This window comes from Pseudomonas koreensis, assembly GCF_025447595.1.
GTDB classification, from domain to species: Bacteria; Pseudomonadota; Gammaproteobacteria; order Pseudomonadales; family Pseudomonadaceae; genus Aquipseudomonas; species Aquipseudomonas koreensis_H.
In genome coordinates, this window is sequence record NZ_JAOEJU010000004.1 from 77109 (window position 1) to 100802 (window position 23694).

General features: G+C 60.3%; 19 protein-coding genes. 11 read left to right on the top strand and 8 right to left on the bottom strand.

Annotated features, from left to right (window positions below):
* Positions 1 to 252 precede the first annotated feature (252 nt).
* Positions 253 to 2346 (top strand): LTA synthase family protein, encoded by a 2094-nt coding sequence (locus tag N8H71_RS07860; RefSeq protein WP_262193553.1) that lies wholly within the window; start codon positions 253 to 255, stop codon positions 2344 to 2346.
* A 59-nt stretch (positions 2347 to 2405) separates the two neighbouring features.
* On the opposite strand, the gene N8H71_RS07865 is transcribed toward N8H71_RS07860, so the two are convergent.
* Positions 2406 to 2564 (bottom strand): DUF3309 family protein, encoded by a 159-nt coding sequence (locus N8H71_RS07865; protein ID WP_169432680.1) that lies wholly within the window; start codon positions 2562 to 2564, stop codon positions 2406 to 2408.
* Between the two features lie 256 nt (positions 2565 to 2820).
* Here N8H71_RS07865 and N8H71_RS07870 point away from each other — a divergent pair, with 256 nt between their 5' ends.
* The 3 genes from N8H71_RS07870 to csrA all read left to right on the top strand — a co-directional run bounded on the left by N8H71_RS07870 (position 2821) and on the right by csrA (position 4355).
* Positions 2821 to 3636, top strand: a complete 816-nt coding sequence (locus tag N8H71_RS07870) for an SDR family oxidoreductase (protein WP_262193554.1) — start codon at positions 2821 to 2823, stop codon at positions 3634 to 3636.
* 64 nt (positions 3637 to 3700) lie between these two features.
* Complete coding sequence (locus tag N8H71_RS07875) at positions 3701 to 4033, top strand: YnfA family protein (protein ID WP_262193555.1); 333 nt, start codon at positions 3701 to 3703, stop codon at positions 4031 to 4033.
* Between the two features lie 136 nt (positions 4034 to 4169).
* A complete protein-coding gene (gene csrA, locus N8H71_RS07880; RefSeq protein ID WP_262193556.1) occupies positions 4170 to 4355 on the top strand; it encodes a carbon storage regulator CsrA in 186 nt (61 codons plus the stop codon).
* 5 nt (positions 4356 to 4360) lie between these two features.
* On the opposite strand, the gene N8H71_RS07885 is transcribed toward csrA, so the two are convergent.
* The 4 genes from N8H71_RS07885 to N8H71_RS07900 all read right to left on the bottom strand — a co-directional run bounded on the left by N8H71_RS07885 (position 4361) and on the right by N8H71_RS07900 (position 9520).
* Positions 4361 to 4588 carry a YheU family protein gene (locus tag N8H71_RS07885; RefSeq protein ID WP_230732716.1) on the bottom strand — a complete coding sequence of 76 codons (228 nt, stop codon included), beginning with the start codon at positions 4586 to 4588 and terminating at the stop codon, positions 4361 to 4363.
* 59 nt (positions 4589 to 4647) lie between these two features.
* Positions 4648 to 5838 (bottom strand): osmoprotectant NAGGN system M42 family peptidase, encoded by a 1191-nt coding sequence (locus tag N8H71_RS07890; protein WP_085683500.1) that lies wholly within the window; start codon positions 5836 to 5838, stop codon positions 4648 to 4650.
* 157 nt (positions 5839 to 5995) lie between these two features.
* Positions 5996 to 7744, bottom strand: coding sequence for an N-acetylglutaminylglutamine synthetase (gene ngg / locus N8H71_RS07895; RefSeq protein WP_262193557.1), 1749 nt, complete (start codon positions 7742 to 7744; stop codon positions 5996 to 5998).
* A gap of 3 nt (positions 7745 to 7747) precedes the next feature.
* Positions 7748 to 9520 (bottom strand): N-acetylglutaminylglutamine amidotransferase, encoded by a 1773-nt coding sequence (locus N8H71_RS07900; RefSeq protein ID WP_262193558.1) that lies wholly within the window; start codon positions 9518 to 9520, stop codon positions 7748 to 7750.
* 297 nt (positions 9521 to 9817) lie between these two features.
* Between N8H71_RS07900 and N8H71_RS07905 the strand changes: the two genes are divergently transcribed.
* Together N8H71_RS07905 and N8H71_RS28800 are read left to right on the top strand one after the other, a co-directional pair.
* Positions 9818 to 10285: a DUF6543 domain-containing protein gene (locus N8H71_RS07905; protein WP_262193559.1), complete on the top strand. Its 468-nt coding sequence runs from the start codon at positions 9818 to 9820 to the stop codon at positions 10283 to 10285.
* A complete protein-coding gene (locus N8H71_RS28800) occupies positions 10282 to 14649 on the top strand; it encodes an NEL-type E3 ubiquitin ligase domain-containing protein (protein ID WP_262193560.1) in 4368 nt (1455 codons plus the stop codon). Before N8H71_RS07905 ends, N8H71_RS28800 begins: the two co-directional genes overlap by 4 nt.
* 20 nt (positions 14650 to 14669) lie before the next feature.
* Here the strand turns inward: N8H71_RS28800 and mnmC are convergent, their stop codons facing one another.
* Positions 14670 to 16649 carry a bifunctional tRNA (5-methylaminomethyl-2-thiouridine)(34)-methyltransferase MnmD/FAD-dependent 5-carboxymethylaminomethyl-2-thiouridine(34) oxidoreductase MnmC gene (gene mnmC, locus N8H71_RS07915; RefSeq protein ID WP_262193561.1) on the bottom strand — a complete coding sequence of 660 codons (1980 nt, stop codon included), beginning with the start codon at positions 16647 to 16649 and terminating at the stop codon, positions 14670 to 14672.
* Between the two features lie 173 nt (positions 16650 to 16822).
* On the opposite strand from mnmC, the gene pap reads away from it, so the two are divergent.
* Both pap and N8H71_RS07925 read left to right on the top strand, forming a co-directional pair.
* On the top strand, positions 16823 to 18337 hold the full coding sequence (gene pap, locus N8H71_RS07920; RefSeq protein ID WP_262193562.1) for a polyphosphate:AMP phosphotransferase: 1515 nt from the start codon (positions 16823 to 16825) through the stop codon (positions 18335 to 18337).
* 102 nt (positions 18338 to 18439) lie between these two features.
* Positions 18440 to 19624 carry a thiolase family protein gene (locus N8H71_RS07925; protein WP_262193563.1) on the top strand — a complete coding sequence of 395 codons (1185 nt, stop codon included), beginning with the start codon at positions 18440 to 18442 and terminating at the stop codon, positions 19622 to 19624.
* Positions 19625 to 19753: 129 nt separating this feature from the next.
* Here N8H71_RS07925 and N8H71_RS07930 read toward each other — a convergent pair whose 3' ends face one another.
* A complete protein-coding gene (locus N8H71_RS07930; protein ID WP_262193564.1) occupies positions 19754 to 19948 on the bottom strand; it encodes a DUF6316 family protein in 195 nt (64 codons plus the stop codon).
* A 214-nt stretch (positions 19949 to 20162) separates the two neighbouring features.
* On the opposite strand from N8H71_RS07930, the gene N8H71_RS07935 reads away from it, so the two are divergent.
* The gene (locus N8H71_RS07935) at positions 20163 to 21122 is read left to right on the top strand and encodes a DMT family transporter (protein ID WP_262193565.1); all 960 of its coding nucleotides are present in this window, start codon (positions 20163 to 20165) and stop codon (positions 21120 to 21122) included.
* Between the two features lie 124 nt (positions 21123 to 21246).
* On the opposite strand, the gene N8H71_RS07940 is transcribed toward N8H71_RS07935, so the two are convergent.
* On the bottom strand, positions 21247 to 22641 hold the full coding sequence (locus N8H71_RS07940; RefSeq protein ID WP_262193566.1) for a class II fumarate hydratase: 1395 nt from the start codon (positions 22639 to 22641) through the stop codon (positions 21247 to 21249).
* Positions 22642 to 22834: 193 nt separating this feature from the next.
* Between N8H71_RS07940 and N8H71_RS07945 the strand changes: the two genes are divergently transcribed.
* Positions 22835 to 23353, top strand: a complete 519-nt coding sequence (locus N8H71_RS07945; protein ID WP_007950895.1) for a DUF2059 domain-containing protein — start codon at positions 22835 to 22837, stop codon at positions 23351 to 23353.
* A gap of 12 nt (positions 23354 to 23365) precedes the next feature.
* Positions 23366 to 23665, top strand: a complete 300-nt coding sequence (locus tag N8H71_RS07950; RefSeq protein ID WP_007950896.1) for a BolA family protein — start codon at positions 23366 to 23368, stop codon at positions 23663 to 23665.
* The last annotated feature ends 29 nt before the right edge of the window (positions 23666 to 23694 follow it).

Below are 23694 nucleotides of genomic sequence, written 5' to 3' on the forward strand. Positions count from 1 at the left end.
TGTTTCTGGATATGCGTTGAACGAAATTTTCACAAAGTCTCCAAGACAATTCGCCCGCGTTGTTTGCACCTGTCCCGGTATGCCGTGTCTTCAAATGAAACAGTCCGGCGGTGGACAGTAATCAATGGCAATGCCATCGGTGATCGTGCAACATTTGCGCACCGCGCAATCCCCGGGGCCTGGAATGGCCAACAGAGGGCAGGGCGCAGCTGTATTTTTGCAACTTCAACTTCCAATGGGTCCTAAAACGACATGGCAAACCCGGACGCCCTGAATCAGCAGCGATCTTCCAGTCGCCTGCTGCAACCGACCGTCAAATCGCATCTGGCCTACACGCTGCTGTGCGCGCTGGTCATGATGGTGATGTTTTCCGTGCTGCGCCTCGCGCTGCTGGTCTACAACCGCGAGATGATCCTCGACACCCCGGCCTCGACTTTCCTCGAAGCTTTTGCAAACGGCCTGCGCTTTGACCTGCGCCTGGTCGTCTACCTCTGCATTCCACTGGTGCTGGCGCTGTTCAGTGCCCGGGCTATGGCCGCGCGCGGGTTCTTCCGTTTCTGGCTGACCATCGCTTCGAGCATCGCGCTGTTCCTCGGGCTGATGGAGATGGACTTCTACCGCGAGTTCCACCAGCGCCTCAACGGGCTGGTATTCCAGTACGTGAAGGAAGACCCGAAAACCGTGATGAGCATGCTCTGGTACGGTTTCCCGGTGGTGCGTTACCTGCTGGCCTGGGCCGTGGGCACGCTGATCCTGACCCTGGCGTTCAAGGGCGCCGACCGTCTGACCCGTCCGCGCGGTCCGTTCAGCGGAGGCAACGTCGGCACCCGACAGGTTGCGCCATGGTATGCGCGTCTGGCGGTGTTCGTAGTCTGCCTGCTGATTTGCGTGGTCGCCGCCCGTGGCACCCTGCGTCAAGGTCCTCCGCTGCGCTGGGGCGACGTCTACACCACCGAGTCGAACTTCGCCAACCAGCTCGGCCTCAACGGCACGCTGTCGCTGATCGCGGCGGCCAAGGACCGGATGGGCGAGGATCGCGACAACATCTGGAAAGCCACGCTGCCGCAGGATCAGGCGCAGAAAGTAGTGCGCGAGATGCTGGTGATGCCGGACGACAAACTGGTGGATGCCGATATCGCCGCCGTGCGTCGTGACTACACGCCACCCGCCGACAAGACGTTGCCGATCAAGAACGTCGTCGTGATCCTCATGGAAAGCATGGCCGGTCACTCGGTGGGTGCGCTGGGCGCACCGGGCAACATCACGCCGTACCTCGACAAGCTGTCGAAGGAAGGCCTGCTGTTCGATCGCTTCTTCTCTAACGGCACCCATACCCACCAGGGCATGTTCGCCACCATGGCCTGCTTCCCGAACCTGCCTGGCTTCGAATACCTGATGCAGACCCCGGAAGGCAGCCACAAACTGTCCGGCCTGCCGCAGCTGCTCAGCGCGCGCAAGTACGACGATGTCTACGTCTACAACGGCGACTTTGCCTGGGATAACCAGTCGGGTTTCTTCAGTAACCAGGGCATGACCAACTTCGTCGGTCGCAACGATTTCGTGAACCCGGTGTTCTCCGATCCGACCTGGGGCGTGTCCGACCAGGACATGTTCGACCGTGGTCTGGTGGAGCTCAAGGCGCGGGAAAACGGCAAGCCGTTCTACGCACTGCTGCAAACCCTGTCCAACCACACGCCGTACGCCCTGCCGACGCCGTTGCCGGTCGAGCGCGTGACGGATCGTGGCACGCTCAACGAACACCTGACTGCCATGCGTTACGCGGACTGGGCGCTGGGTCAGTTCTTCGAGAAGGCCCGCAAGGAGCCGTACTTCAAGGAAACCCTGTTTGTCATCGTCGGCGACCACGGTTTCGGCAACGAGCGTCAGATCACCGAAATGGACCTGGGCCGCTTCAATGTGCCGATGTTGATGATCGCACCGGGCATCCAGGAAAAATTCGGTACCCGTGACCACACCGTGGGTACGCAGATCGACATCGTGCCGACCATCATGGGTCGTCTGGGTGGCGAGGTACGCCATCAGTGCTGGGGTCGTGACCTGCTGAACCTGCCGCAAGGTGACACCGGTTTTGGTGTGATCAAGCCGTCGGGCAGCGAGCAGACCACTGCCATCGTTACAGCCGACCAGATCCTCGTACTGCCGAAGGAAAAGGAAATGGCACCGAAGATCTATCAGTACGAGCTGGGCGCGAACCCGCACGCCGAAGTGGTACCGGATGCACCGCGCACTGCCGAGCTGAAACTCAAGCTCGAAGCGTTCCTGCAAACGGCCACCAAGAGCCTGATCGACAACACCGCAGGTGTGGTTAACGGCAAGCCGGACTGATCAATCGGCGCAATAAAAAGAGGCCCTTTCGAGGGCCTCTTTTTTTGTCGGTCAAACAGTCATATCCGACCGAGTAACAGCAGCACCAACAGTACCACCAGCACCACACCGATAATGCCCGAAGGGCCATAACCCCAACTTCTGGAGTGCGGGAAGACCGGCAGACCACCGATCAGCAACAGGATCAGGATAATGATAAGAATTGTGCCCATGTCTATTTCCTTGTTGATAGTGTCTGAGAAGTCTTGGTGTTCAAGGGCCGCTGGAAGTTGAATTAAACCCGGCCGGCTTATAAATTCCGACTGGCGCCAGTGAAAGAAAATTCAATGTTTTTTTAATGTATTTGGATCACGCTCTTATTTCCTTTGATGCCGTGGTTTGCCCTCGCCATTCAGCAATCTGATGGAGCGTGGGTCGCTGCGGATCCTTCGCTACACTCCGCGCATCTTCCCCGGAACAACAAGGCTGTCTGCTATGCAAAATCGCATGATGATCACTGGTGCGGGCTCTGGCTTGGGTCGCGAAATCGCGCTGCGCTGGGCGCGTGAGGGCTGGCAACTGGCTTTGTCGGACGTCAGCGAGCCCGGCTTGCAAGAGACCCTGAAGCTCGTTCGCGAGGCTGGCGGCGACGGCTTCGTCCAGCGCTGCGACGTGCGCGATTACAGCCAGCTCACCGCATTCGCCCAGGCCTGCGAAGAGAAGTTCGGCGGCATCGACATCATCGTCAATAACGCCGGTGTGGCCTCGGGTGGGTTTTTCAGCGAGCTGTCGCTGGAAGACTGGGACTGGCAGATCGCGATCAACCTGATGGGCGTGGTCAAGGGCTGCAAGGCGTTCCTGCCGTTGCTGGAGCAAAGCAAAGGCAAGATCATCAACATCGCCTCGATGGCCGCGCTGATGCAAGGCCCGGCGATGAGCAACTACAACGTGGCCAAGGCCGGTGTAGTGGCGCTGTCCGAAAGCCTGTTGATCGAACTGGCGCAGCAGGAAGTCGGTGTTCATGTGGTCTGCCCGTCGTTCTTTCAGACCAATCTGCTGGATTCTTTCCGTGGCCCGACGCCGGCGATGAAAGCCCAGGTCGGCAAGTTGCTGGAAAGCTCGCCGATCACCGCCAGCGATATTGCCGACTACATCTACAAGCAAGTCGCGGCTGGCGAGTTCATGATCCTGCCCCACGAACAAGGGCGTATGGCCTGGGCGATCAAGCAGAAGGACCCGCAGTTGCTTTACAACGAAATGACCGCAATGGCTGAAAAGATGCGCGCCAAAGCCAGACAAAACAACGGCTGAACTTGCCCGGGGTTCGCCGCATCGTTAGGGTGGCCGCAACAGTCACCCTGACGAGATGTTTTACATGCTCAACTACCTGTGGTTTTTCCTCGCCGCGCTGTTCGAAATCGCCGGCTGTTTTGCGTTCTGGATGTGGTTGCGCCAAGGCAAGAGCGCCTTGTGGGTGATTCCGGCACTGCTCAGCCTGACTTTATTTGCACTGCTGTTGACGCGTGTCGAAGCTGTCTACGCCGGTCGCGCCTATGCCGCTTACGGCGGTATTTACATCATTGCATCGATAGGTTGGCTGGCGGTTGTCGAACGCATCCGCCCGCTGGGATCTGACTGGCTTGGCGTCGCACTGTGTGTGATCGGTGCGAGCGTGATTCTGTTCGGGCCACGCTTCAGCGCCACCTGAAACGCCGATTTGCAGGAAATGTCCGACGGCTTTGTCGCGGGGGCGCGTAGGGTATGACTGATTTGCCCGACGCACATTGTAGGGCGTCCGAAAGCCGCGCATCTTCAAGGCTCGCAAACCTTGAAAGGACACCCCCATGCTCGTACTCAGCCGTGTCGTCGGTGAACAGATTTCCATCGGCGACAACATCACTTTGCGGGTTCTGTCGGTCAACGGCTCCAGCGTACGGTTCGGCGTCGAGGCGCCGGAGCAAGTCGACGTGCACCGTGCCGAGGTCTACCAGCGGATCCAGCGCAAGCAGGTCAACAGCAAGGGCCGCTGATCTTCTCAGTCGAACAGGTGCTTGGGCACATCGTGCTTGAGCATCAACTGGCATTGCTCGCTTTCCGGATCGAAGACGATCATTGCCTGGCCTTTGGTCAGCGCCTGGCGAACCCGCAACACGCGGGTTTCCAGTGGCGTATCGTCACCGTTGTCGGTACCGTCGCGGGTGACGAAATCCTCGATCAGGCGGGTGAGGGTGTCGACTTCAAGCGCGTCGTAGGGAATCAGCATGGGCACCTCGGCTAAATCAATGTCGGGATGCTACGGCGAATGACCGCCGAGGGCCAGACTCAACTGTCCGAGCGTTGTCCCACCAGGCTATCCACCGACGGCACACGGGTGTCGCTCTCCATCTGCGTTTCGTGCTCGATCTGATGACTGAAGCGATCGAGTGAGCCGGTGGCCGGTTGCGCGTCGCTGGCAAACACCGGGGGACTCAGAATGTATGCGCCCAGCAGGCGACTGAGTGCAGCCAGACTGTCGATGTGCGTGCGTTCGTAGCCGTGGGTCGCATCGCAACCGAAGGCGAGCAGGGCGGTGCGAATGTCATGCCCGGCGGTGACCGCGGAATGGGCATCGCTGAAGTAATAGCGGAACAGGTCGCGCCGCACCGGCAACTCATGCTCACCCGCCAGCCGCAACAGATGTCGCGAAAGATGATAGTCGTAGGGGCCACCCGAATCCTGCATCGCCACACTCACCGCATGTTCGCTGGAGTGCTGACCTGGTGCGACCGGGGCGATGTCGATGCCGACGAATTCGCTGACGTCCCAAGGCAACGCGGCCGCCGCGCCGCTGCCGGTTTCCTCGGTGATGGTGAACAGCGGATGGCAGTCGATCATCAACTCCTGACCGCTGTCGACGATGGCTTTCAGCGCTGCCAGCAGTGCCGCGACACCGGCCTTGTCATCCAGATGACGAGCACTGATGTGTCCGCTTTCAGTGAACTCCGGGAGCGGGTCGAAGGCCACCACATCGCCAACACTGATGCCCAGCGAATCGCAATCGGCGCGGGTCGCGCAGTAGGCGTCCAGACGCAGCTCGACGTGATCCCAGCTGATCGGCATCTCGTCCACGGCGGTGTTGAAAGCATGCCCGGACGCCATCAACGGCAACACGCTGCCGCGGATCACGCCGTTGTCGGTGAACAGGCTGACGCGGCTGCCTTCGGCGAACCGGCTCGACCAGCAGCCAACGGGCGCCAGGGTCAGGCGCCCGTTGTCTTTCACCGCGCGTACGGCGGCGCCGATGGTGTCCAGGTGCGCCGAGACTGCACGGTCGGGGCTGTTTTTCTTGCCCTTGAGGGTGGCGCGGATGGTGCCGCGACGGGTCATCTCGAAGGGAATGCCGAGTTCTTCCAGACGCTCGGCGACGTAACGCACGATGGTGTCGGTGAATCCGGTGGGGCTGGGAATGGCGAGCATTTCCAGCAGGACTTTCTGCAGGTAGTTCAGATCCGGTTCGGGAATGTTCGTTGTCATGGAAACTCCTGATGAGTTGGGCGCATCGATGGTTTCGATGAGGGAAATTTGTGGTGTCTGGTTCGGCCTCTTCGCGAGCAAGCTCGCTCCCACATAAGCAGCGAGAACCTGTGGGAGCGAGCTTGCTCGCGAAGGCGTCAATACAGACACCGGGTGATCAAGAGACCGCCGGCTGACTGTGCGGAAACAACAGATCGACAAACCGCTCCGCCGTCGGTTGGGGCTCATGGTTGGCAAGACCCGCTCGCTCGTTGGCTTCGATGAACACGTACGCCGGTTGATCCGCCGCCGGAACCATCAGATCAAGTCCGACCATCGGAATCTCCAGCGCTCGCGCTGCCCGCACGGCTGCCTCGGCAAGCGTCGGATGCAGGATCGCCGTGACGTCTTCCAGCGTGCCGCCGGTGTGCAGGTTCGCCGTGCGCCGCACGAACAGATGCTCACCGGCCGGCAGGATACTGCTGTAGTCGTAACCGGCCGCGTGCAGGGTGCGTTGGGTTTCGTGATCCAGGGGGATTTTGCTTTCGCCACTGGTAGCCGCTTGTCGGCGCCGGCTCTGGGCTTCGATCAGTGCGCCGATGGAGTGATGGCCGTCGCCGACCACTTCTGCCGGCTTTCGGATGGCGGCTGCCACCACCTCGAATCCGATCACCAGAATCCGCAGGTCGAAGCCTTCGTGGAAGCTTTCGAGCAGCACGCGAGTGTCGAACTGCTTCGCCCCCTCAATGGCCTGTTGCACTTCTTCGATGGTTTGCAAATCCACCGCAACCCCATGGCCCTGCTCGCCATCCAGTGGTTTGACCACCACCCGCTGGTACTCATCGAGGAAGGCCAGATTGTCATCCGCGTTTCCCGCCAATTGCTGCGACGGCACATTCAACCCGGCGCTTTTCAACACTTTGTGGGTCAGGCTCTTGTCCTGGCACAGGTTCATGCTGATGGCGCTGGTCAGGTCGCTCAGGGATTCGCGACAGCGCACCCGGCGTCCGCCATGACTGAGAGTGAAGAGGCCGGCATCGGCGTCATCCACCTGCACGTCGATGCCACGCCGATGGGCTTCCTCGACGATGATCCGCGCGTAAGGGTTGAACTGCGCCTCTGGCCCCGGGCCGAGGAACAGCGGTTGATTGATGCCGTTCTTGCGCTTGATGGCGAACGTCGGCAGGTTGCGAAAGCCGAGTTTGGCGTAAAGGTTTTTCGCCAGGCGATTATCGTGCAGTACCGACAGATCGAGGTAGCTCAGGCCGCGGCTCATGAAGTGCTCGATGAGATGGCGCACCAGCACTTCGCCGACACCAGGGCGCGAGCACTGCGGATCGACTGCCAGGCACCACAGGCTGCTACCGTTTTCCGGATCGTTGTAGGCCTTTTGATGATTGAGTCCCATCACACTGCCAATCACGGCACCGCTGTCTTCGTCCTCGGCGAGCCAGTAAACCGGACCGCCCTGATGATGCGGGGTGAGCAGAGTGGCATCGATCGGTAACATGCCGCGCGCCTGATACAGCTGATTGATCGCCTGCCAGTCCGCGTCACTTTGCGCACGACGGATGCGGAAGCCACGAAATACTCGCGTGGACTGGCGGTAATCGCTGAACCACAGACGCAGGGTGTCGGACGGGTCGAGAAACAGCTGGGTCGGCTCGAGCCCCAGGATCTGTTGTGGGGCAGCGACATACAAAGCGATATCGCGTTCTCCCGGTTGTTCGTTGAGCAACTCCTGAGCAAGGCTCGCCGGATCGGGAAAGGTGTGGCCGATCAGCAACCGGCCCCAACCGCAATGCACCACAATCGGCTCGGCGGCCGGCTCGCTGCCGTCCTCGGCCAGACGCGCCTGCAAGCGTTCGTAGGACGGCGTCTGACCGCGCAGCAGCCGTTGGCTGTAAGCCGTGGCGTGAGGTTTCATTGGTCAGATTCCTTGTTCACTGAGCCACAGGTTCAGAGCCGCCAGTTGCCACAGCTTGGAGCCGCGCAGCGGGGTCAACTGGCCTTGTGGATCGGTCAGCAATTTGTCGAGCATGGCCGCGTTGAACAGACCGCGATCCTGACTCGGATCGAGCAGCAGTTCACGCACCCAGTTCAGCGTATCGCCCTGCAAATGCTTGAGGCCCGGCACCGGGAAGTAACCTTTCTTGCGGTCGATCACTTCGCTTGGGATGACCAGCCGCGCGGCTTCTTTCAACACCTGCTTGCCGCCGTCGGGCAGTTTGAATTTGCCCGGAACACGGGCCGACAACTCCACCAGGCGATAGTCGAGAAACGGCGTACGCGCTTCCAGGCCCCAGGCCATGGTCATGTTGTCGACGCGTTTGACCGGGTCGTCCACCAGCATCACCGTGCTGTCCAGGCGCAGGGCTTTGTCGACCGCCGCCTCGGCGCCGGGCTGTGCGAAATGTTCCTTCACGAAGTCACCGGCGGCGTCATTGGCGGTCAGCCATTTCGGCTGCACCGTGGCGGCGTAGTCGTCGTAGCTGCGGTCGAAAAACGCCTCGCGATAGGCCGCATACGGATCGGCTGCGCCGTCGACTTGCGGATACCAGTGATAACCGGCGAACAACTCGTCGGCGCCCTGGCCGCTCTGCACAACCTTGCAGTGCCTGGCCACTTCGCGGGACAGCAGATAGAAGGCGATGCAGTCGTGGCTGACCATCGGCTCGCTCATGGCGCGGAACGCGGCGGGTAATTGCTCGATGATCTCTTTTTCGTCGATGCGCAGTTGATGGTGCTGGGTGCCGTAGTGCTTGGCGATCAGGTCGGAATACTGAAACTCGTCACCGCGCTCGCCGCCGGCATCCTGGAAACCGATGGAAAAGGTCGACAGGTTCTCCACGCCGACTTCGCGCAGCAGGCCCACCAGCATGCTCGAATCGACGCCGCCGGAAAGCAGCACACCGACATCCACCGCCGCCCGTTGGCGAATCGCCACGGCTTCTCGGGTGCTGTCGAGCACGCGGTCGCGCCAGTCTTGCAGGGTCAGATTCTTCTCGTCGTCGTGTGGGCCGTAGGGCAGGGTCCACCAGGTTTTCTGCTCGGTGGTGCCGTCCGCTTCAATGCGCATCCAGCTCGCTGGCGGCAGCTTTTCGATGCCGGCCAGCAAGGTGCGCGGCGCAGGCACCACGGCGTGGAAATTCAGGTAATGGTTGAGCGCCACCGGATCGAGGATCGGGTTGATGTCACCGCCCTTGAGCAGCGCCGGCAGGGCCGAGGCAAAACGCAAACGCTGGCCGGTGCGCGACAGGTACAGCGGCTTCACACCGAGACGGTCGCGGGCAATGAACAGACGCTGGGCATCGCGCTCCCAGATGGCGAAGGCGAACATGCCGTTGAGTTTAGGCAGCAGCGCTTCGCCCCAGGCGTGATAACCCTTGAGCAGCACTTCAGTGTCGCCGCCGGAATAGAACGCGTAACCGAGCGCTTCGAGTTCCGCGCGCAGTTCCGGGAAGTTGTAGATCGCGCCATTGAAGGCCAGGGACAGGCCCAGTTGGCTGTCGATCATCGGCTGCGCCGAGCCGTCCGACAGGTCCATGATTTTCAGGCGTCGATGGCCCAGGGCAATCGGCCCCTGGGCATGAAAGCCCCACGCGTCGGGGCCGCGAGGGGCCAGGTGATGGGTGATTCGCTCGATGGCTGCAAGGTCTGCAGGTTGTTGATCAAAACGTAACTCGCCAGCTAATCCGCACATAAAGTCCTTACCGGTTTTTCCGTTGGGGAAGGTGTAGCCGTACCGCGCCGAAATGGGCGGTACTCAGAAACTGACCCCGGTAAGGATGTGGGAGTTTTAGATCGATCAGTTATATACCCGGCTTCTGAGGCGCTTTAGCCGTATCACACGAGCACGACGGCGGTGCGGTACATAGTTATGCGAAACATGGAATTTGCTGCTGGTTTCAGGGGCAGACTGAGCAGTTATTCATGTTTTTCATCCGTGATTTGGCTCGATAGGGTGTTGGCCTGAAAACGCAATAAAGGACTATTGCCCATGCCAAATGCTCAAACAACCTCGTCAAACCCTCTGAAGCCAAAACAGGTGCTGGCCTATTTACTGGAAGCCACTGGTGATCTGGAAACTGCCCGGGTGCTGCAAAAAAACTTGCCTCCCCGATTGCTGAACTCCTCGGCCACGACTCTGGCGGCGCTGGATCAGACCGCTCGTGAGCTGCATGTCATCCAGGCCAAGGTCGAAGTGGATCTGAGTCAACTGAGCCCGCTGCATAACTTTTGCTTCGTCAAGTTGAACAACGCCGTGGCCCTGCGATGGCCGGGGGACATTGATGTCGAAAAGGACTTTCTGGAACTGCCCGGAGCCGATTGTGGCTGCGAGCCCGCGACCCCGCCCGGTGGTGGTCCGCCTGTCATCGGGCCCGCCAGACTGACGCTGCTGGAGGCCGCGATGCAGAACTTTACGGCAGACGAGGCGTTGGAAAACGGTTTCCCCCAGGCAGTGTGATCCGTGTCGCCAATGAACCCGATGGTGTTCCGGGACTGACGCCGGCGGCGTTTGCCGCGCTTTGTCGCGAGCTGGATCTCGGGAAGCAGTATCAGCGGCATTTTCAGCATGTGTTCGGGTTGAAAGAGATCGATGGCAAGACCCTGGCCAGCAGCCCGATGATCCGTGACATCTCCACATTGAAGAAGCTCTTGCTGCAGTTCGATATGCACCTGGCTTTGGTCAAGAATCACATTACTCAGGAGGGTTTCGAGAGCGTCCGGCGTCTGATCGGTGCGGGAGGTGTCGTCGATACGCAGAGCCTGCAATATCAAGGTCGCCCCCTGATCATGCAGGGCATCGAAATACTGGGCTGCTGCATCTGGGGTGTCGTGGTGTTTTCCGAGCGCTCCGTCGAGCTGTACCCGGATGAGTGGTGTCTGGTTTACATGCCGGGCGAGCCGGATCAACCGCTTTACGAATATTCCAGTTTCACGGCGTTTGCGCAGTACCTGAGTTTCAAACTGGGTATCGCAAGCTACAGGACGTACTTCAGTCATTGCCTCGGCGAAGGCGACAAAGCGGATTTCTTCAAGGCATTTGCGGGGGATCCGGGTCTCGGGCACATCAGGCAATTGGCGATGGCCGGGTCGCTGTTCGACTATCTGCTCAAAAGTCATGTTGCCAAACTGGAGTTCGACGCCCGGGCGCTTGCTGTACCTACTGCTGATGTCGACGAGGAAGAGCGCGAAAAGCGGCTGCTTCACTATCTGGAAATCGGCATGACGGTCGCGAACCTGGCCGGACTGGTGGTTCCGGTGCTCGGGCAGTTGATGATGGGCGTCGCGGTGGGGCAATTGCTCGCCGAAGTCTATGAGGGGGTCGAGGACTGGCGTCGTGGCGACCGGCAGGAAGCGTTGACGCACCTGCTCAGCGTTGCAGAGAACATTGTGCTCATGGCCTCCGTCGGGGCCGGGATCAAGGGTTTGAAATCGCTGGCGATCAGGACGGTACGCAAGCATCCGGACTTCTTTGAACCGTTCACCTCGATTCTCGACCGGAAGGGGCAGGCCCGTCTGTGGAAACCCGAACTCGGCAGGTACGAGCAACCGTTGCCTGCAGGAGTGAATGTAGAACCCGACGCTGCGGGACTGTATCGCATCGATGGAAAAGCCTTCGTCTGCATGGACAGTCGGACGTTTCAGGTGGAGCAGGATCCGGTATCCGGAGCCTGGCACATCCGGCATCCCCTGCGAGCAAATGCTTATACCCCGAGACTTGAGCACAATCAGCAGGGTGGCTGGCGTCATTCATCGGAGCCCACCGAGCAATGGACTGGCGCCTATACGCTGAAACGCATTGATCCGGCGCTGGCCACTTTCGAGGACAGTCGCCTGGACATGATCCGTCGGTTGAGCGGCACGCGATTCGCGGAGCTGCATCGCTTGAGCGAAGACAATCGCCTGCTTCCGGCTCATGTACAAGACACCATCGAGCGCTTCAGGCTGGAGCGCAGACTGCGCGAATTCATCGTTGCGATGGAACGGGGCGAAGCGACCGGCACCCAACATGTCCAGGAACAATTGCATGCTTTGCCCCGGCTTGCGAACTGGCCGACGGATCGCTACATCAAGGTCATTGACGGTCGGGGCAACATCAAGGCGACCTATCCAGCCAACGCGGTTGACGATGACACTGTGAGTCTTGTCGTGAGCCAGGAACAACTGGATAAAGGCGAACTTCTCCAGTCGGTTCTTGACGGCATGTACCCGCAAGAAAAAGCGTCATTGCTGGGTGGCGGCACCTCCTCCGGTGATGAAGGCGTGCAACTGAGAAAAATCCTGGCTGCAGAGGTCAAGGCTGATCGCCGTCCTGTATTTGACCACTTGTATCAACAGTATGATCAGGGCGGCCCTGACAATCTTGCGCAGGTGCGCAGTGTTTATCCCGATCTGCCGGCACGTCATGTGCGAGAGCTGCTCAGGCGGGCACCCAGCGTGGAGCGGTCTCATCTGCGAGCTACCGGGCGAGTGCCGATGGGGCTGGCGCAAAAGCTTCGGCAGGCTTCGGTCACAGCACGGGTGGAGAGGGCGTTGACCGGTTTTTACCTGGCCGACATTGCCAGTCCCGATACCGAAAAACTGGCGATCCGGTTGTTGCCGCATCTCAGCGGCTGGGATCCGGAGATGCCGATGCAATTGCGGGAGCTGACGCTCAACGGTTCTGTGCTGGAATCCGTTGGCCCACATCCGTTCACGTCTTCTAAAGCCCGCACGCTGGTTAAACTGAAAAAGGGCTACGAAATATTCGACGACCATGCCAAGTCGCTCGGTCGGGTCGCGGAGGGACCCGACGCCCTCTATCAGGCCATCCTGAAAAGTCTTTCAACCAGGCAACGCAAGGCACTTGGATTTGCACAGGCGAAGGCAGAGGACGGCTGGCGCCTGCGTAGTGAACTCTTGAACACCGCTCTGGATGACCGTGAAGGCTGCGCCCGGCTGTTGGCGGGTGAGCCGTTCGAACTACCGGCCTATGAATCTGCATGTACTCTCGCCGATTCGCCGGTTGATCCAGAGGTTCATCCTCGGCGTTTGCTGCGCAAAGTGAAAAGACTTTTCCCGTTGTTCTCCGACCAGCAGGCAAGTGACTTTCTCGATCAGTCTGGCAGTGATCACCTGACCCGGGCGATCCGCGTCAGAGAGTTGCAGGATGATCTGGACAGGCTGCGCAATGTGTTGGATACCTGGTGCGAAGATGAAGTGTCCATGAAGGCTTTGGGAGGCGAGCTGAATGAAGTTCGCAATTGCCGGCAAATCGTGGCCGACGAGATCGAGGACTGCTTCAGGCACCTGGTTTTCCAGCGTGATGAATTTCAGCGTCAGGTCTATGGACTGAACCTTGATGGCATGCGATTCGGCAAACTGCCGACCCTGCCGGTCGGCCTGGCCTTTGACCATGTCAGGTACTTGTCTCTGCAAAACATGCAGCTCGACAACGATGTCGCTTACTTTCTCAAGGCCTTCACGCAGATCGAAACACTCACGCTGGACAGCAATCAGCTTACTTTGCTCCCTGAGGTCATCTCGCATATGCCGAACCTCAAGCATTTGAGCATGGGAAACAACCGGATCCAGCTGACTGAGCAATCGCTGCTGAAGTTGTCCCGGCTCAAAACGTTGCATAGCCTCAGCCTGAGCGGGAACCGTCTGGGGGCGACGGTGGATGTCGGCCAGCTGTTCGATCTGAACCACCTTTATCTGCGTAACACCCGTGCCACGGAAATGCCCAAGGGGTTGCAGTTTCTGCCGAACCTCAAACAGGTGGACCTGCGTGACAACGACATCAGTGATCTACCGGCATGGCTCTTTCAGACCTCCAGACGCTTCAGTGAAACGATCAACTTGCGACACAACCCGATTTCCGACGCCAGCAAACTTCACCTTGACTCTTATCGCGACTCGGTGGGTGTCGGAATGGGGATTCTGGATAACGATCACGCGCGGCTCGATGAAAACCTGGCGCGTTCGATCTGGTTGACCGAAACAGGAGGGGCGGTGGGCAGCCGGCATCTGCAGACATGGACCGCGATCAAGGACGATCCTATGGCCCAGGGGCTGTTTCAGTTGCTGGCAGAGCTGGGTAACTCCGCCGATTCTGAACATGTCCGCGAAGACATGTCGCGTCGGGTCTGGACCGTTCTGGAGGCCACGCAGGCCGATGCCGAACTGCGACAGCAGATTTTCGATCTGGCGGCCAATCCGATCAATTGCACGGATAACGCGGCGCTGAACTTCAGCCATCTGGAGGTGGCGGTGCATGTCCGTCGGGTAACCCGCGTTTCCGGTGGTCGGCAGCCGTCGGCCACTGCGCTGATGAAGCTGGCAAAAGGGCTGTTCCGTCTTGAACAACTGGACAGGATCGCAGCGGAGCATGCTGTGACACATACGGTACCCGATCCTCTGGAAGTGGCCCTCGCCTATCGCTCGGGACTGGCGGAAGCACTCGAGTTGCCCGGGCAACCTTCGCACATGCGTTATGCGTCAATTGCGAACGTAAAGGGGGCGGACCTGCTGGGGGCCATCAATCAAATCCAGTCCGCCGAACTTTCTCCCGAATGGCTGAAGTTTCTTGTCCGTCAGTCCTTCTGGAGCGATTACGTAAAAAGCGGTTTTGCACAGCAGTTCGACGATGCCCGGTTACCTCATCACGAGGACGCCCAGGCGTTGTTCGAGAGGTCCGAAGAACTCAGTTCGGCCGACTATCTGAGAGAAATGAACCTGTGTGCCGCACGGCTGGAACAAACCGAAGGTGCCTTGCTCGAGCGATTGACCGAGCAAGTCATGCGGCTGGTTGAGGGCAATGCCTGTGTATTGCCCTCAGGTTGATCCTGATTGAAGTCGTACGGTCATTTACCCCGGATCAGTCGACGCAAGGCAAACCGGTTCGGATGACAGGCTTCGGCCACAGTTCTGGGCAAGGGTAACGGTTCATTATCCAGCCAGGCCGCGAGCAGTTCGCCTGACAGTGGCGCGGTGATCAGCCCTCGGGATCCGTGACCGCTGTTGACGTACAGACCCTCGAGCCATGGGCAAGCAATATCCGGCACTTGTCGTGCATCTTTGCTCAGTGCGGCATAGGCGGTGGCAAAGGCTTCGCGGTCGGCGAGGGGGCCGACAATCGGCAGGTAGTCGGGACTGGTACAGCGGAATGCTGCCCGACCGTGAAGAGTGCCGGGATCCTTCTTGTCGATGTGCAGGCGTGAAACCAGATCGATGGAGATCTCTTCGAGCATCGCCAGGTTACCCAGGTGTTCGGCGGTGGTCGGTGTCAGGTCATCGCTGTTGAAGTCGAAACTGGCGCCGAGGGTGTGCTCACCCAGCCTTGCCGGTGCGACATAACCTTCGGCGCATACTACGGTGGTCAATGCCTGACTTTGCGTGGTTTGCGCCAGTCGGGTGATCTGCCCGCGAATGCGCTTGAGGGGAAGGTCTGCGCTTTGGGCAAAGCGCTTGATTTCGGCGGCACCGGCCAATACCACAACCGGTGCTGCAGCGATCAATCGTTCGCCGTCGAAGGCTTGCCACTGATCTTCCACCTTGCGCAGTTCCACGGCTTCCTGGTGGGTGAGCAATTCAATCCCCGACAGTGAGGCTTGCGCCTGACACAGGGCTGGCGGATGCACCCAGCCACCCTCGGGGTAATACAAACCGCCGTGGACCAGACCGATCCCGGCGCGGGCCTGGGCTTCGGGTTGATCGAGCCATTGCAGAAGGTCTTCGGGAAACGCGGCCGCCAGTTGCGCCTGACGTTCGCGTTCCTTTTCATTGAACGCCAGTTGCAGCACGCCGCAGTCATCCCAGTCGGTGCCGCGTTGCAGGGTTTCCAGCAGGCGTCGGGTGTAGCCGAAACCGCTGACGATCAACTGCGACAGTGCGGTGCCGTGGGCGGACAGTTTCAGGTACAGCACGCCTTGGGGATTGCCCGAGGCTTCCTGTGCAACTGCGTCATGTCTTTCCAGCAGACTGACCTGCCAACCCCGCGCCGCGAGGCTGGCCGCCGTGGCACAACCGGCCAGACCGGCGCCGATCACCAAGGCACGACGCTCTCCCGTGACGAGAGCCGGGCGGGCGAACCACGGTTTGTCCGCTGCGGGTAACGGCACATCCTCGGGCCAGCCGAGAAATTCGCCGCGCAGGATTTCCCATTTGTGGCCGATGCCCGGCGTACGCTTCATCTTGAAGCCGGCGGCATTCAGCAGGCGGCGCACCCAGCCGGTGCTGGTGAAGGTGCTGATGGTCGAGCCGGGCGCCGCCAATCTCGCCAGCTCGGCGAACAGTTCGGCAGTCCACATCTCCGGGTTTTTCGCCGGAGCGAAACCGTCGAGAAACCAGGCGTCGATCTGGCCGTCCAGTTGCGGCAACTGCTCCAGCGCATCGCCAATCAGCAGCGTCAGGGTCACACGACCGTTATCCAGAACAATGCGCTGAAAACCCTGATGGATTGCCACGTAATGTTTGAGCAACTGATCGGAGAATTGCTTCAAGTCGGGCCACAACGCCAGCGCCCGTTGCAGGTCGGCAGGGCTCAACGGAAATTTTTCGACGCTGACAAAGTGCAGCCGCGCACCGGCCACCGCGTGCTGTTCGAACAACTGCCAGGCGCAGAGAAAATTCAGCCCCGTGCCGAAGCCGGTTTCACCGATCACCAGTCGCCCGCCCGCCGGCAGTGCGGCAAAACGCTCAGCCAGGCGGTTCTGTTCGAGGAACACGTAGCGGGTTTCATCCAGCCCCGACTGGTCGGAAAAATACACATCGTCGAACACTCGCGAACGCGGGCGTCCCTGGTCATCCCAGTCGAGTTGGGCGTGGGGCATTACAGGTTTCATGGCAGGCTCGGCAACGACAAGGCGGCCATTCTAGCCGATCGCGCAGACGGCGCTTGATCCATGGCAAGCCTTGCCGACGATCACTCAAGGACAATCCGCCGCGGGCGGGAATTTCTGTGCCGCGTCAGAGCCCAATCCGCTAGTCTTGCTGAATCCTGGAAGGAGCCGTCCCTATGTTCGAATCCGCTGAAATCGGTCACGCCATCGACAAAGACACCTACGAAGCCGCCGTGCCCGCCCTGCGTGAAGCGTTGCTTGAAGCCCAGTTCGAGTTGCAGCAGCAGAAGCGTTTCCCGGTGATCATTTTGATCAACGGCATCGAAGGCGCCGGCAAGGGCGAGACGGTGAAGTTGCTCAACGAATGGATGGATCCGCGTCTGATCGAAGTACGCACCTTCGACCAACAGACCGATGAAGAGCTGGCGCGACCACCGGCCTGGCGTTACTGGCGGATGCTGCCGGCCAAGGGGCGGATGGGAATTTTCTTCGGCAATTGGTACAGCCAGATGCTGCAGGGCCGGGTGCATGGCTTGTTCAAGGATCCGCGTCTGGATCAGGCGATCGCCGGCGCCGAGCGCATGGAAAAGATGTTCTGTGATGAAGGCGCGCTGATCTTCAAGTTCTGGTTCCACCTGTCCAAGAAACAGATGAAGGCGCGGCTCAAGGCCCTGGCGGATGATCCGCTGCACAGCTGGCGCATCAGTCCGCTGGACTGGCAGCAGTCGCAAACCTACGACAAGTTCGTCAAGTACGGCGAGCGCGTGTTGCGCCGCACAAGTCGCGATTACGCGCCGTGGCATGTCATCGAAGGTGTCGATCCGTACTACCGCAGTCTGACGGTCGGCAAGATCCTGCTCGAAGGCCTGCAAAATGCGCTGAAGCGTCCTGATGTACATCCGCACGATGTCAGCGCCCAGCCGCTGGGCTCATCGGTGGATCAGTTGAACCTGCTCGATAGCCTCAACCTGAATCAGCGTCTGGAGAAGAAAGATTACGAAGAACAATTGATCACCGAACAGGCAAGGCTGTCTGGGCTGATGCGTGACAAACGCATGCGCCGTCATGCGTTGGTGGCAGTGTTCGAAGGCAATGATGCGGCGGGCAAGGGCGGCTCGATTCGTCGTGTGGCGGCGGCGCTCGATCCGCGTCAGTACAACATCGTGCCGATTGCTGCGCCGACCGAAGAGGAACGGGCGCAGCCGTATCTGTGGCGGTTCTGGCGGCACATTCCGGCGCGGGGCAAATTCACTGTGTTCGACCGCTCGTGGTACGGCCGGGTGCTGGTGGAGCGGGTCGAGGGCTTCTGCAGCACCGCCGACTGGATGCGTGCTTATGGCGAGATCAATGACTTCGAGGAGCAACTGGCCGATGCCGGGGTGATCGTGGTCAAGTTCTGGCTGGCCATCGACAAGGACACGCAGATGGAGCGCTTCCAGGAGCGCGAAGAAATCCCGTTCAAGCGTTTCAAGATCACCGAAGACGACTGGCGCAACCGCGACAAGTGGGACGCCTATCGCGCCGCTGTCGGCGACATGGTCGACCGCACCAGCACTGAAATCGCGCCGTGGACACTTGTCGAGGCCAATGACAAGCGCTGGGCCCGGGTCAAGGTGCTGCGCACGATCAACCGGGCGCTGGAAGAAGCTTTCGAGAAATCCGACAAGCGAGCCAAAAAGCACAAGGACTGAACCGATGGGCCCGCATACGCGAGGTGAATGATTGTCGCGGTCGGCGATTGGGTGGACTTATGCTCGGTCCACTCTCAACTGACTGCAATAATGAGGTATGCCATGCGTGAAGTGGTGATCGTCGACAGCGTACGGACCGGCCTGGCCAAGTCCTTTCGCGGCAAGTTCAACCAGACCCGTCCCGATGACATGGCGGCCCATTGCGTCAATGCGTTGCTTTCGCGCAACGACATCGACCCGGCCAGCGTCGAGGACTGCATCGTCGGCGCCGGCTCCAACGAAGGCGCCCAGGGCTACAACATCGGCCGCAACGTGGCGGTGCTCTCGCAATTGGGCACCGGCACCGCGGGCATGACCCTTAACCGCTTCTGCTCTTCGGGCTTGCAGGCGATTGCGATCGCCGCCAACCAGATCGCTTCGGGTTGCAGCGACATCATCGTCGCCGGAGGCGTCGAGTCGATCAGCCTGACCCTGAAAAGCGTCAACACCGATCACCTGATCAACCCGTTGCTCAAGCAGCAGACCCCGGGCATCTACTACACCATGGGCCAGACCGCCGAAGTAGTGGCGCGCCGTTATGGTGTCAGCCGCGAGGCGCAGGATCGTTACTCGCTGCAAAGCCAGATCCGCACCGCCCAGGCACAGGCAGCAGGGCTGTTCAACGATGAAATCGTGCCAATGGCGGTGAAGTACCGCGTTGAAGACAAGAACAGCGGTGAGGTGCAGATCCTCGACGGTGTCGTCGGTCACGATGACTGCAATCGCCCGGACACCACTTATGAAAGCCTTGCCGGATTGAAACCGGTGTTTGCCGAGGATGGTTCAGTGACTGCTGGCAACTCGTCGCAGTTGTCCGACGGTGCCTCGATGACGCTGGTGATGAGTCTGGAAAAAGCCCTGCAATTGGGGCTCAAGCCGAAGGCGTTTTTCCGTGGGTTCACCGTGGCCGGTTGCGAGCCGGACGAAATGGGCATCGGCCCGGTGTTCTCGGTGCCGAAACTGCTCAAGGCCAAAGGCTTGCAGGTGGCGGATATCGATCTGTGGGAATTGAACGAAGCATTTGCCTCGCAGTGCCTGTACGCCCGTGACCGGCTGGAAATCGACAACGAGAAGTACAACGTCAACGGCGGCTCGATTTCCATCGGTCACCCGTTCGGTATGACCGGGTCGCGGCAGGTCGGGCATCTGGTGCGCGAGTTGCAGCGGCGCAATCTGCGTTACGGGATCGTGACCATGTGTGTGGGCGGCGGGATGGGTGCGACCGGGTTGTTCGAAGCCGTGCGTTAAGTCCGGGAATTTGTTGTGCTCTCTCGATAGCTTTCGCGAGCAAGCTCGCTCCCACAGTTGACCTTATTCTTATTGAAGGAATGTGATCGAATGTGGGAGCGAGCTTGCTCGCGAATGGGGCGACCGGATCTACCTGTCGGAATCCAGCAACTGCATCCGCGCGATGTAGGCCTTTATCTGCTGCTCGGCTTTCTCGGGGCTGTCGAACGGCCCTTCGAGGGTGTTTTCCCGGGTGCTGAAATACAGTTCGCCGTTGACCCGGCACACGCGGTCGCTGCGAAAGTGCGTGGCGGGGGCGGTGTCCTGGGCGCGCATGCCTAACATGACGGGTCTCCTTGGTGAGTGATGTCCCGGGCTGGATCCAATCAGCTTATGCCTGAACCACTTACCTTGCCCGGCCAGCCGATCAACGGCCCATCGTCAATTTTCCGCTGCGACCTGCACAGTTTCATTTGCGGCTGGAGCGCAACTGTCCCTGTGTCGGGCAGGGTCTGTGCGCCTAGAATGAGCGCTCCTGTCTTTGGCGCTTGGGGTTCTCATGCACGTTTCATCGGGTCGTTGGGTGTACGGCATGTTCCTGGCGTTGTTGACGGCGTTTCTGTGGGGAATCCTGCCGATCAAGCTCAAGCAGGTGCTGGTGGTGATGGACCCGGTCACGGTGACCTGGTTTCGCCTGCTGGTGTCCGGCGGCTGTCTGTTCATTTATCTGGCGGCGACCAAGCGGTTGCCGAGCCGCAAGGTGCTCGGGCCGAAGGGCGGCTGGCTGGTGCTGATGGCGGTGCTCGGGCTGGTCGGCAATTACGTGCTGTATCTGATGGGCCTGAACCTGCTCAGCCCCGGCACCGCGCAACTGGTGGTGCAGATGGGGCCGATCATGTTGCTGATCGCCAGTCTGTTCGTGTTCAAGGAACGCTTCAGTATCGGTCAGGGCATTGGCCTGGCGGTGCTGTTGATCGGTTTTGCGTTGTTCTTCAATCAGCGTCTGGCTGAATTGCTCACCTCTTTATCTGATTACACCGCCGGCGTGTTGCTGGTGCTGCTGGCCTCGACCGTCTGGACCTTTTATGCGCTGGGGCAGAAGCAATTGCTGACGGTGTGGAATTCGCTGCAGGTGATGATGGTGATCTACCTGTTCTGCGCCCTGTTGCTGACGCCGTGGGTGCATCCGCTCGAAGCGCTGTCGCTGAATCCGTTGCAGGGCTGGCTGCTGCTGGCGTGCTGCATGAATACCCTGATCGCCTACGGCGCGTTTGCCGAGGCGCTGGCGCATTGGGAGGCCTCACGGGTCAGCGCGACACTCGCGATCACGCCGTTGGTGACGTTCGGTGCAGTGGCCGTGGCGGCCGGGGTGTGGCCTGAATATGTGCACGCCGAGCAAATCAATCTGCTGGGGTATGGCGGGGCGGTGCTGGTGGTGCTGGGCTCGGCGCTGGTGGCGCTGGGGCCTTCGTTGATTGCCGGGCTCAAGGCGCGGCGGATGAAGATGGCCGCCAGTTAAACCGCGTCAACCTCATTCGCGAGCAAGCTCGCTCCCACATTCAACCGCACTTCCTGACATGGGAATGCGGTCAACTGTGGGAGCGAGCTTGCTCGCGAAGACCTATTTTCAGGCGCTACAAAAACTAGCCCTTGGCACCGGCCTCGATCATGTTCTCCGGCCGCACCCAGGCATCAAACTCCTCATCGGTCAGATAACCCAGCTCCAGCGCCGCTTCGCGCAGGGTCTTGCCTTCGCTGTAGGCCTTCTTGGCGATTTCCGCCGACTTGTCGTAGCCGATATGCGGGTTCAGCGCTGTCACCAGCATCAGCCCGCGTTCCAGATGTTTCGCCATGACTTCGGCATCCGGCTCAAGCCCGGCAATGCAGTGCTGCTGGAAGTTGCTGCAGCCATCGGCCAGCAGGCGGATCGATTGCAGCAGGTTGTGGATGATCACCGGTTTGAACACGTTCAGTTGCAGGTGACCCTGGCTGGCGGCAAAACCGATCGCCACGTCGTTGCCCAGCACCTGACAAGCCAGCATCGACAGCGCCTCGCACTGGGTCGGGTTGACCTTGCCGGGCATGATCGAACTGCCTGGTTCGTTGGCCGGCAGGCGCACTTCGGCAAAACCGGCACGCGGACCGGAACCCAGCAGACGCAGATCGTTGGCGATTTTCATCAGCGCCACGGCGAGGGTTTTCAGGGCACCGGACAGCGTGGTCAGCGGCTCATGGCCGGCGAGGGCGGCGAACTTGTTCGGTGCGGTGACGAACGGCAGGCCCGACAGCGCCGCGAGTTCAGCGGCAATCGCTTCGCCGAAGCCGTGGGGCGAATTCAGCCCCGTGCCGACAGCGGTGCCGCCCTGAGCCAGTTCGCAGACTGCCGGCAGCGCCGCGCGAATCGCCCGTTCGGCGTAATCCAGCTGAGCTATGAAGCCGGAGATCTCCTGGCCGAAGGTGATCGGCGTGGCGTCCATCATGTGGGTGCGACCGGTTTTCACCAGCTTCATGTGCCGCGCCGACAGTTCGGCCAGTCCGCCCGACAGCTCGGCGATGGCCGGCAGCAGTTGGCCTTGCACCGCTTGCGCGGTGGCGATGCTCATGGCGGTGGGGAAGCAGTCGTTGGAGCTCTGCGAGCGGTTGACGTGATCGTTGGGGTGCACCGGCATCTTGCCGCCGCGCGGGTTGCCGGCCAGTTCGTTGGCGCGACCGGCGATCACTTCGTTGGCGTTCATGTTGCTTTGGGTGCCGCTGCCGGTCTGCCAGACCACCAGCGGGAACTGGTCGTCATGCTGGCCGTCGAGCACTTCGTCGGCGGCCTGTTCGATCAGGCGGGCGATGTCGGCAGGCAGGTCGCCGTTGCGGTCGTTGACCCGGGCCGCGGCTTTTTTAATCAGGGCCAGAGCGTGCAGTAGCGGCAATGGCATGCGTTCCTGACCGATGGCGAAGTTGATCAGCGAGCGTTGCGTCTGAGCGCCCCAGTAAGCGTCGTCCGGGACCTCGATCTGGCCCAGGCTGTCGGTTTCGATACGGCTCATCGTGCACACTCCTGTTGGTCTGTTTGCGCAGTTTAGGCCGGTGTCGGCCCGGGTGGTTCCCTCCAGTCGATTGTTGACCGGCAAATCCCCGCCAATCAAGCGCGGCAAGGCCCGGGGGTTGAGCCGCAGCGTTATTCAGGCGCAGAATGGTCGCCCTTGGGGTTTTACCTCGCCTAGCTGAAAAGGAAACTCGATGACTCGTCTTCGTGCCATCTGCACCGCGGTTGCCCTGGTTTGCGCCAGCGGCCAGGTGCTTGCCGATACCGCCAGCCACAACGCCAGTGCCGAAGCTTTCCTGACCCTGGCACACGCTGACAAGCTGGGCACTCCGGTGTACATGCAGGTTCAGCAGATGTTCGCCCAGCGTTTTGAACAGACCAAGGCGCCGGAATCCAAGAAAGCCGTTCTGGATACCTACCAGGCCAAGGCCAACGCCGCTCTGGATCAGGCCATTGGCTGGAACAAGCTGAAACCGGACATGGTCAAGCTCTACACCAGCAACTTCAGCGAATCCGAGCTCAAAGACCTGGTCGCGTTCTACCAGTCGCCACTGGGCAAGAAAGTCCTGGAAAAAATGCCGCAGCTGACCCAGCAATCGGCCCAGATGACCCAGGCCAAACTGGAAAGCGCCGTACCGGTGGTCAACAAGCTGCTGGACGACATGACCAACGAGCTGGCACCGAAAGGCGCGGCTCCGGCCAAGAAGAAGTAAGCGGAGTTCGTGATGACCATGCAACAACGCATCGAATCGACGCTGGCGCTGCTTCAGCCTGAACATCTGCAAGTGCTGGACGAAAGCCACATGCACAGTCGCGGGTTGCAGACCCACTTCAAGGCAGTGGTGGTCAGCGCGCAGTTCGAAGGCCTGAACCGGGTCAAGCGCCACCAGAAAGTCTACGGCACGCTCGGCGAGCTGATGGGCGAGTTCCATGCGTTGGCGCTGCACACCTACACCCCGCAGGAATGGGCAGAGACGGGCGTCGCTCCGGCGTCGCCGACCTGTGCCGGCGGCAGCAAGCATTGAGCCTTGCAGCAATGAACTGAGGTTTTTTG

Bases quoted from the DNA above. Each gene is read 5' to 3' on its own strand.
- N8H71_RS07860 (WP_262193553.1), top strand. From the start codon at position 253: ATGGCAAACCCGGACGCCCTGAATCAGCAGCGATCTTCCAGTCGCCTG.
- N8H71_RS07870 (WP_262193554.1), top strand. From the start codon at position 2,821: ATGCAAAATCGCATGATGATCACTGGTGCGGGCTCTGGCTTGGGTCGC.
- N8H71_RS07875 (WP_262193555.1), top strand. From the start codon at position 3,701: ATGCTCAACTACCTGTGGTTTTTCCTCGCCGCGCTGTTCGAAATCGCC.
- csrA (WP_262193556.1), top strand. From the start codon at position 4,170: ATGCTCGTACTCAGCCGTGTCGTCGGTGAACAGATTTCCATCGGCGAC.
- N8H71_RS07885 (WP_230732716.1), bottom strand. From the start codon at position 4,588: ATGCTGATTCCCTACGACGCGCTTGAAGTCGACACCCTCACCCGCCTG.
- N8H71_RS07890 (WP_085683500.1), bottom strand. From the start codon at position 5,838: ATGACAACGAACATTCCCGAACCGGATCTGAACTACCTGCAGAAAGTC.
- ngg (WP_262193557.1), bottom strand. From the start codon at position 7,744: ATGAAACCTCACGCCACGGCTTACAGCCAACGGCTGCTGCGCGGTCAG.
- N8H71_RS07900 (WP_262193558.1), bottom strand. From the start codon at position 9,520: ATGTGCGGATTAGCTGGCGAGTTACGTTTTGATCAACAACCTGCAGAC.
- N8H71_RS07905 (WP_262193559.1), top strand. From the start codon at position 9,818: ATGCCAAATGCTCAAACAACCTCGTCAAACCCTCTGAAGCCAAAACAG.
- mnmC (WP_262193561.1), bottom strand. From the start codon at position 16,649: ATGAAACCTGTAATGCCCCACGCCCAACTCGACTGGGATGACCAGGGA.
- pap (WP_262193562.1), top strand. From the start codon at position 16,823: ATGTTCGAATCCGCTGAAATCGGTCACGCCATCGACAAAGACACCTAC.
- N8H71_RS07925 (WP_262193563.1), top strand. From the start codon at position 18,440: ATGCGTGAAGTGGTGATCGTCGACAGCGTACGGACCGGCCTGGCCAAG.
- N8H71_RS07930 (WP_262193564.1), bottom strand. From the start codon at position 19,948: ATGTTAGGCATGCGCGCCCAGGACACCGCCCCCGCCACGCACTTTCGC.
- N8H71_RS07935 (WP_262193565.1), top strand. From the start codon at position 20,163: ATGCACGTTTCATCGGGTCGTTGGGTGTACGGCATGTTCCTGGCGTTG.
- N8H71_RS07940 (WP_262193566.1), bottom strand. From the start codon at position 22,641: ATGAGCCGTATCGAAACCGACAGCCTGGGCCAGATCGAGGTCCCGGAC.
- N8H71_RS07945 (WP_007950895.1), top strand. From the start codon at position 22,835: ATGACTCGTCTTCGTGCCATCTGCACCGCGGTTGCCCTGGTTTGCGCC.
- N8H71_RS07950 (WP_007950896.1), top strand. From the start codon at position 23,366: ATGACCATGCAACAACGCATCGAATCGACGCTGGCGCTGCTTCAGCCT.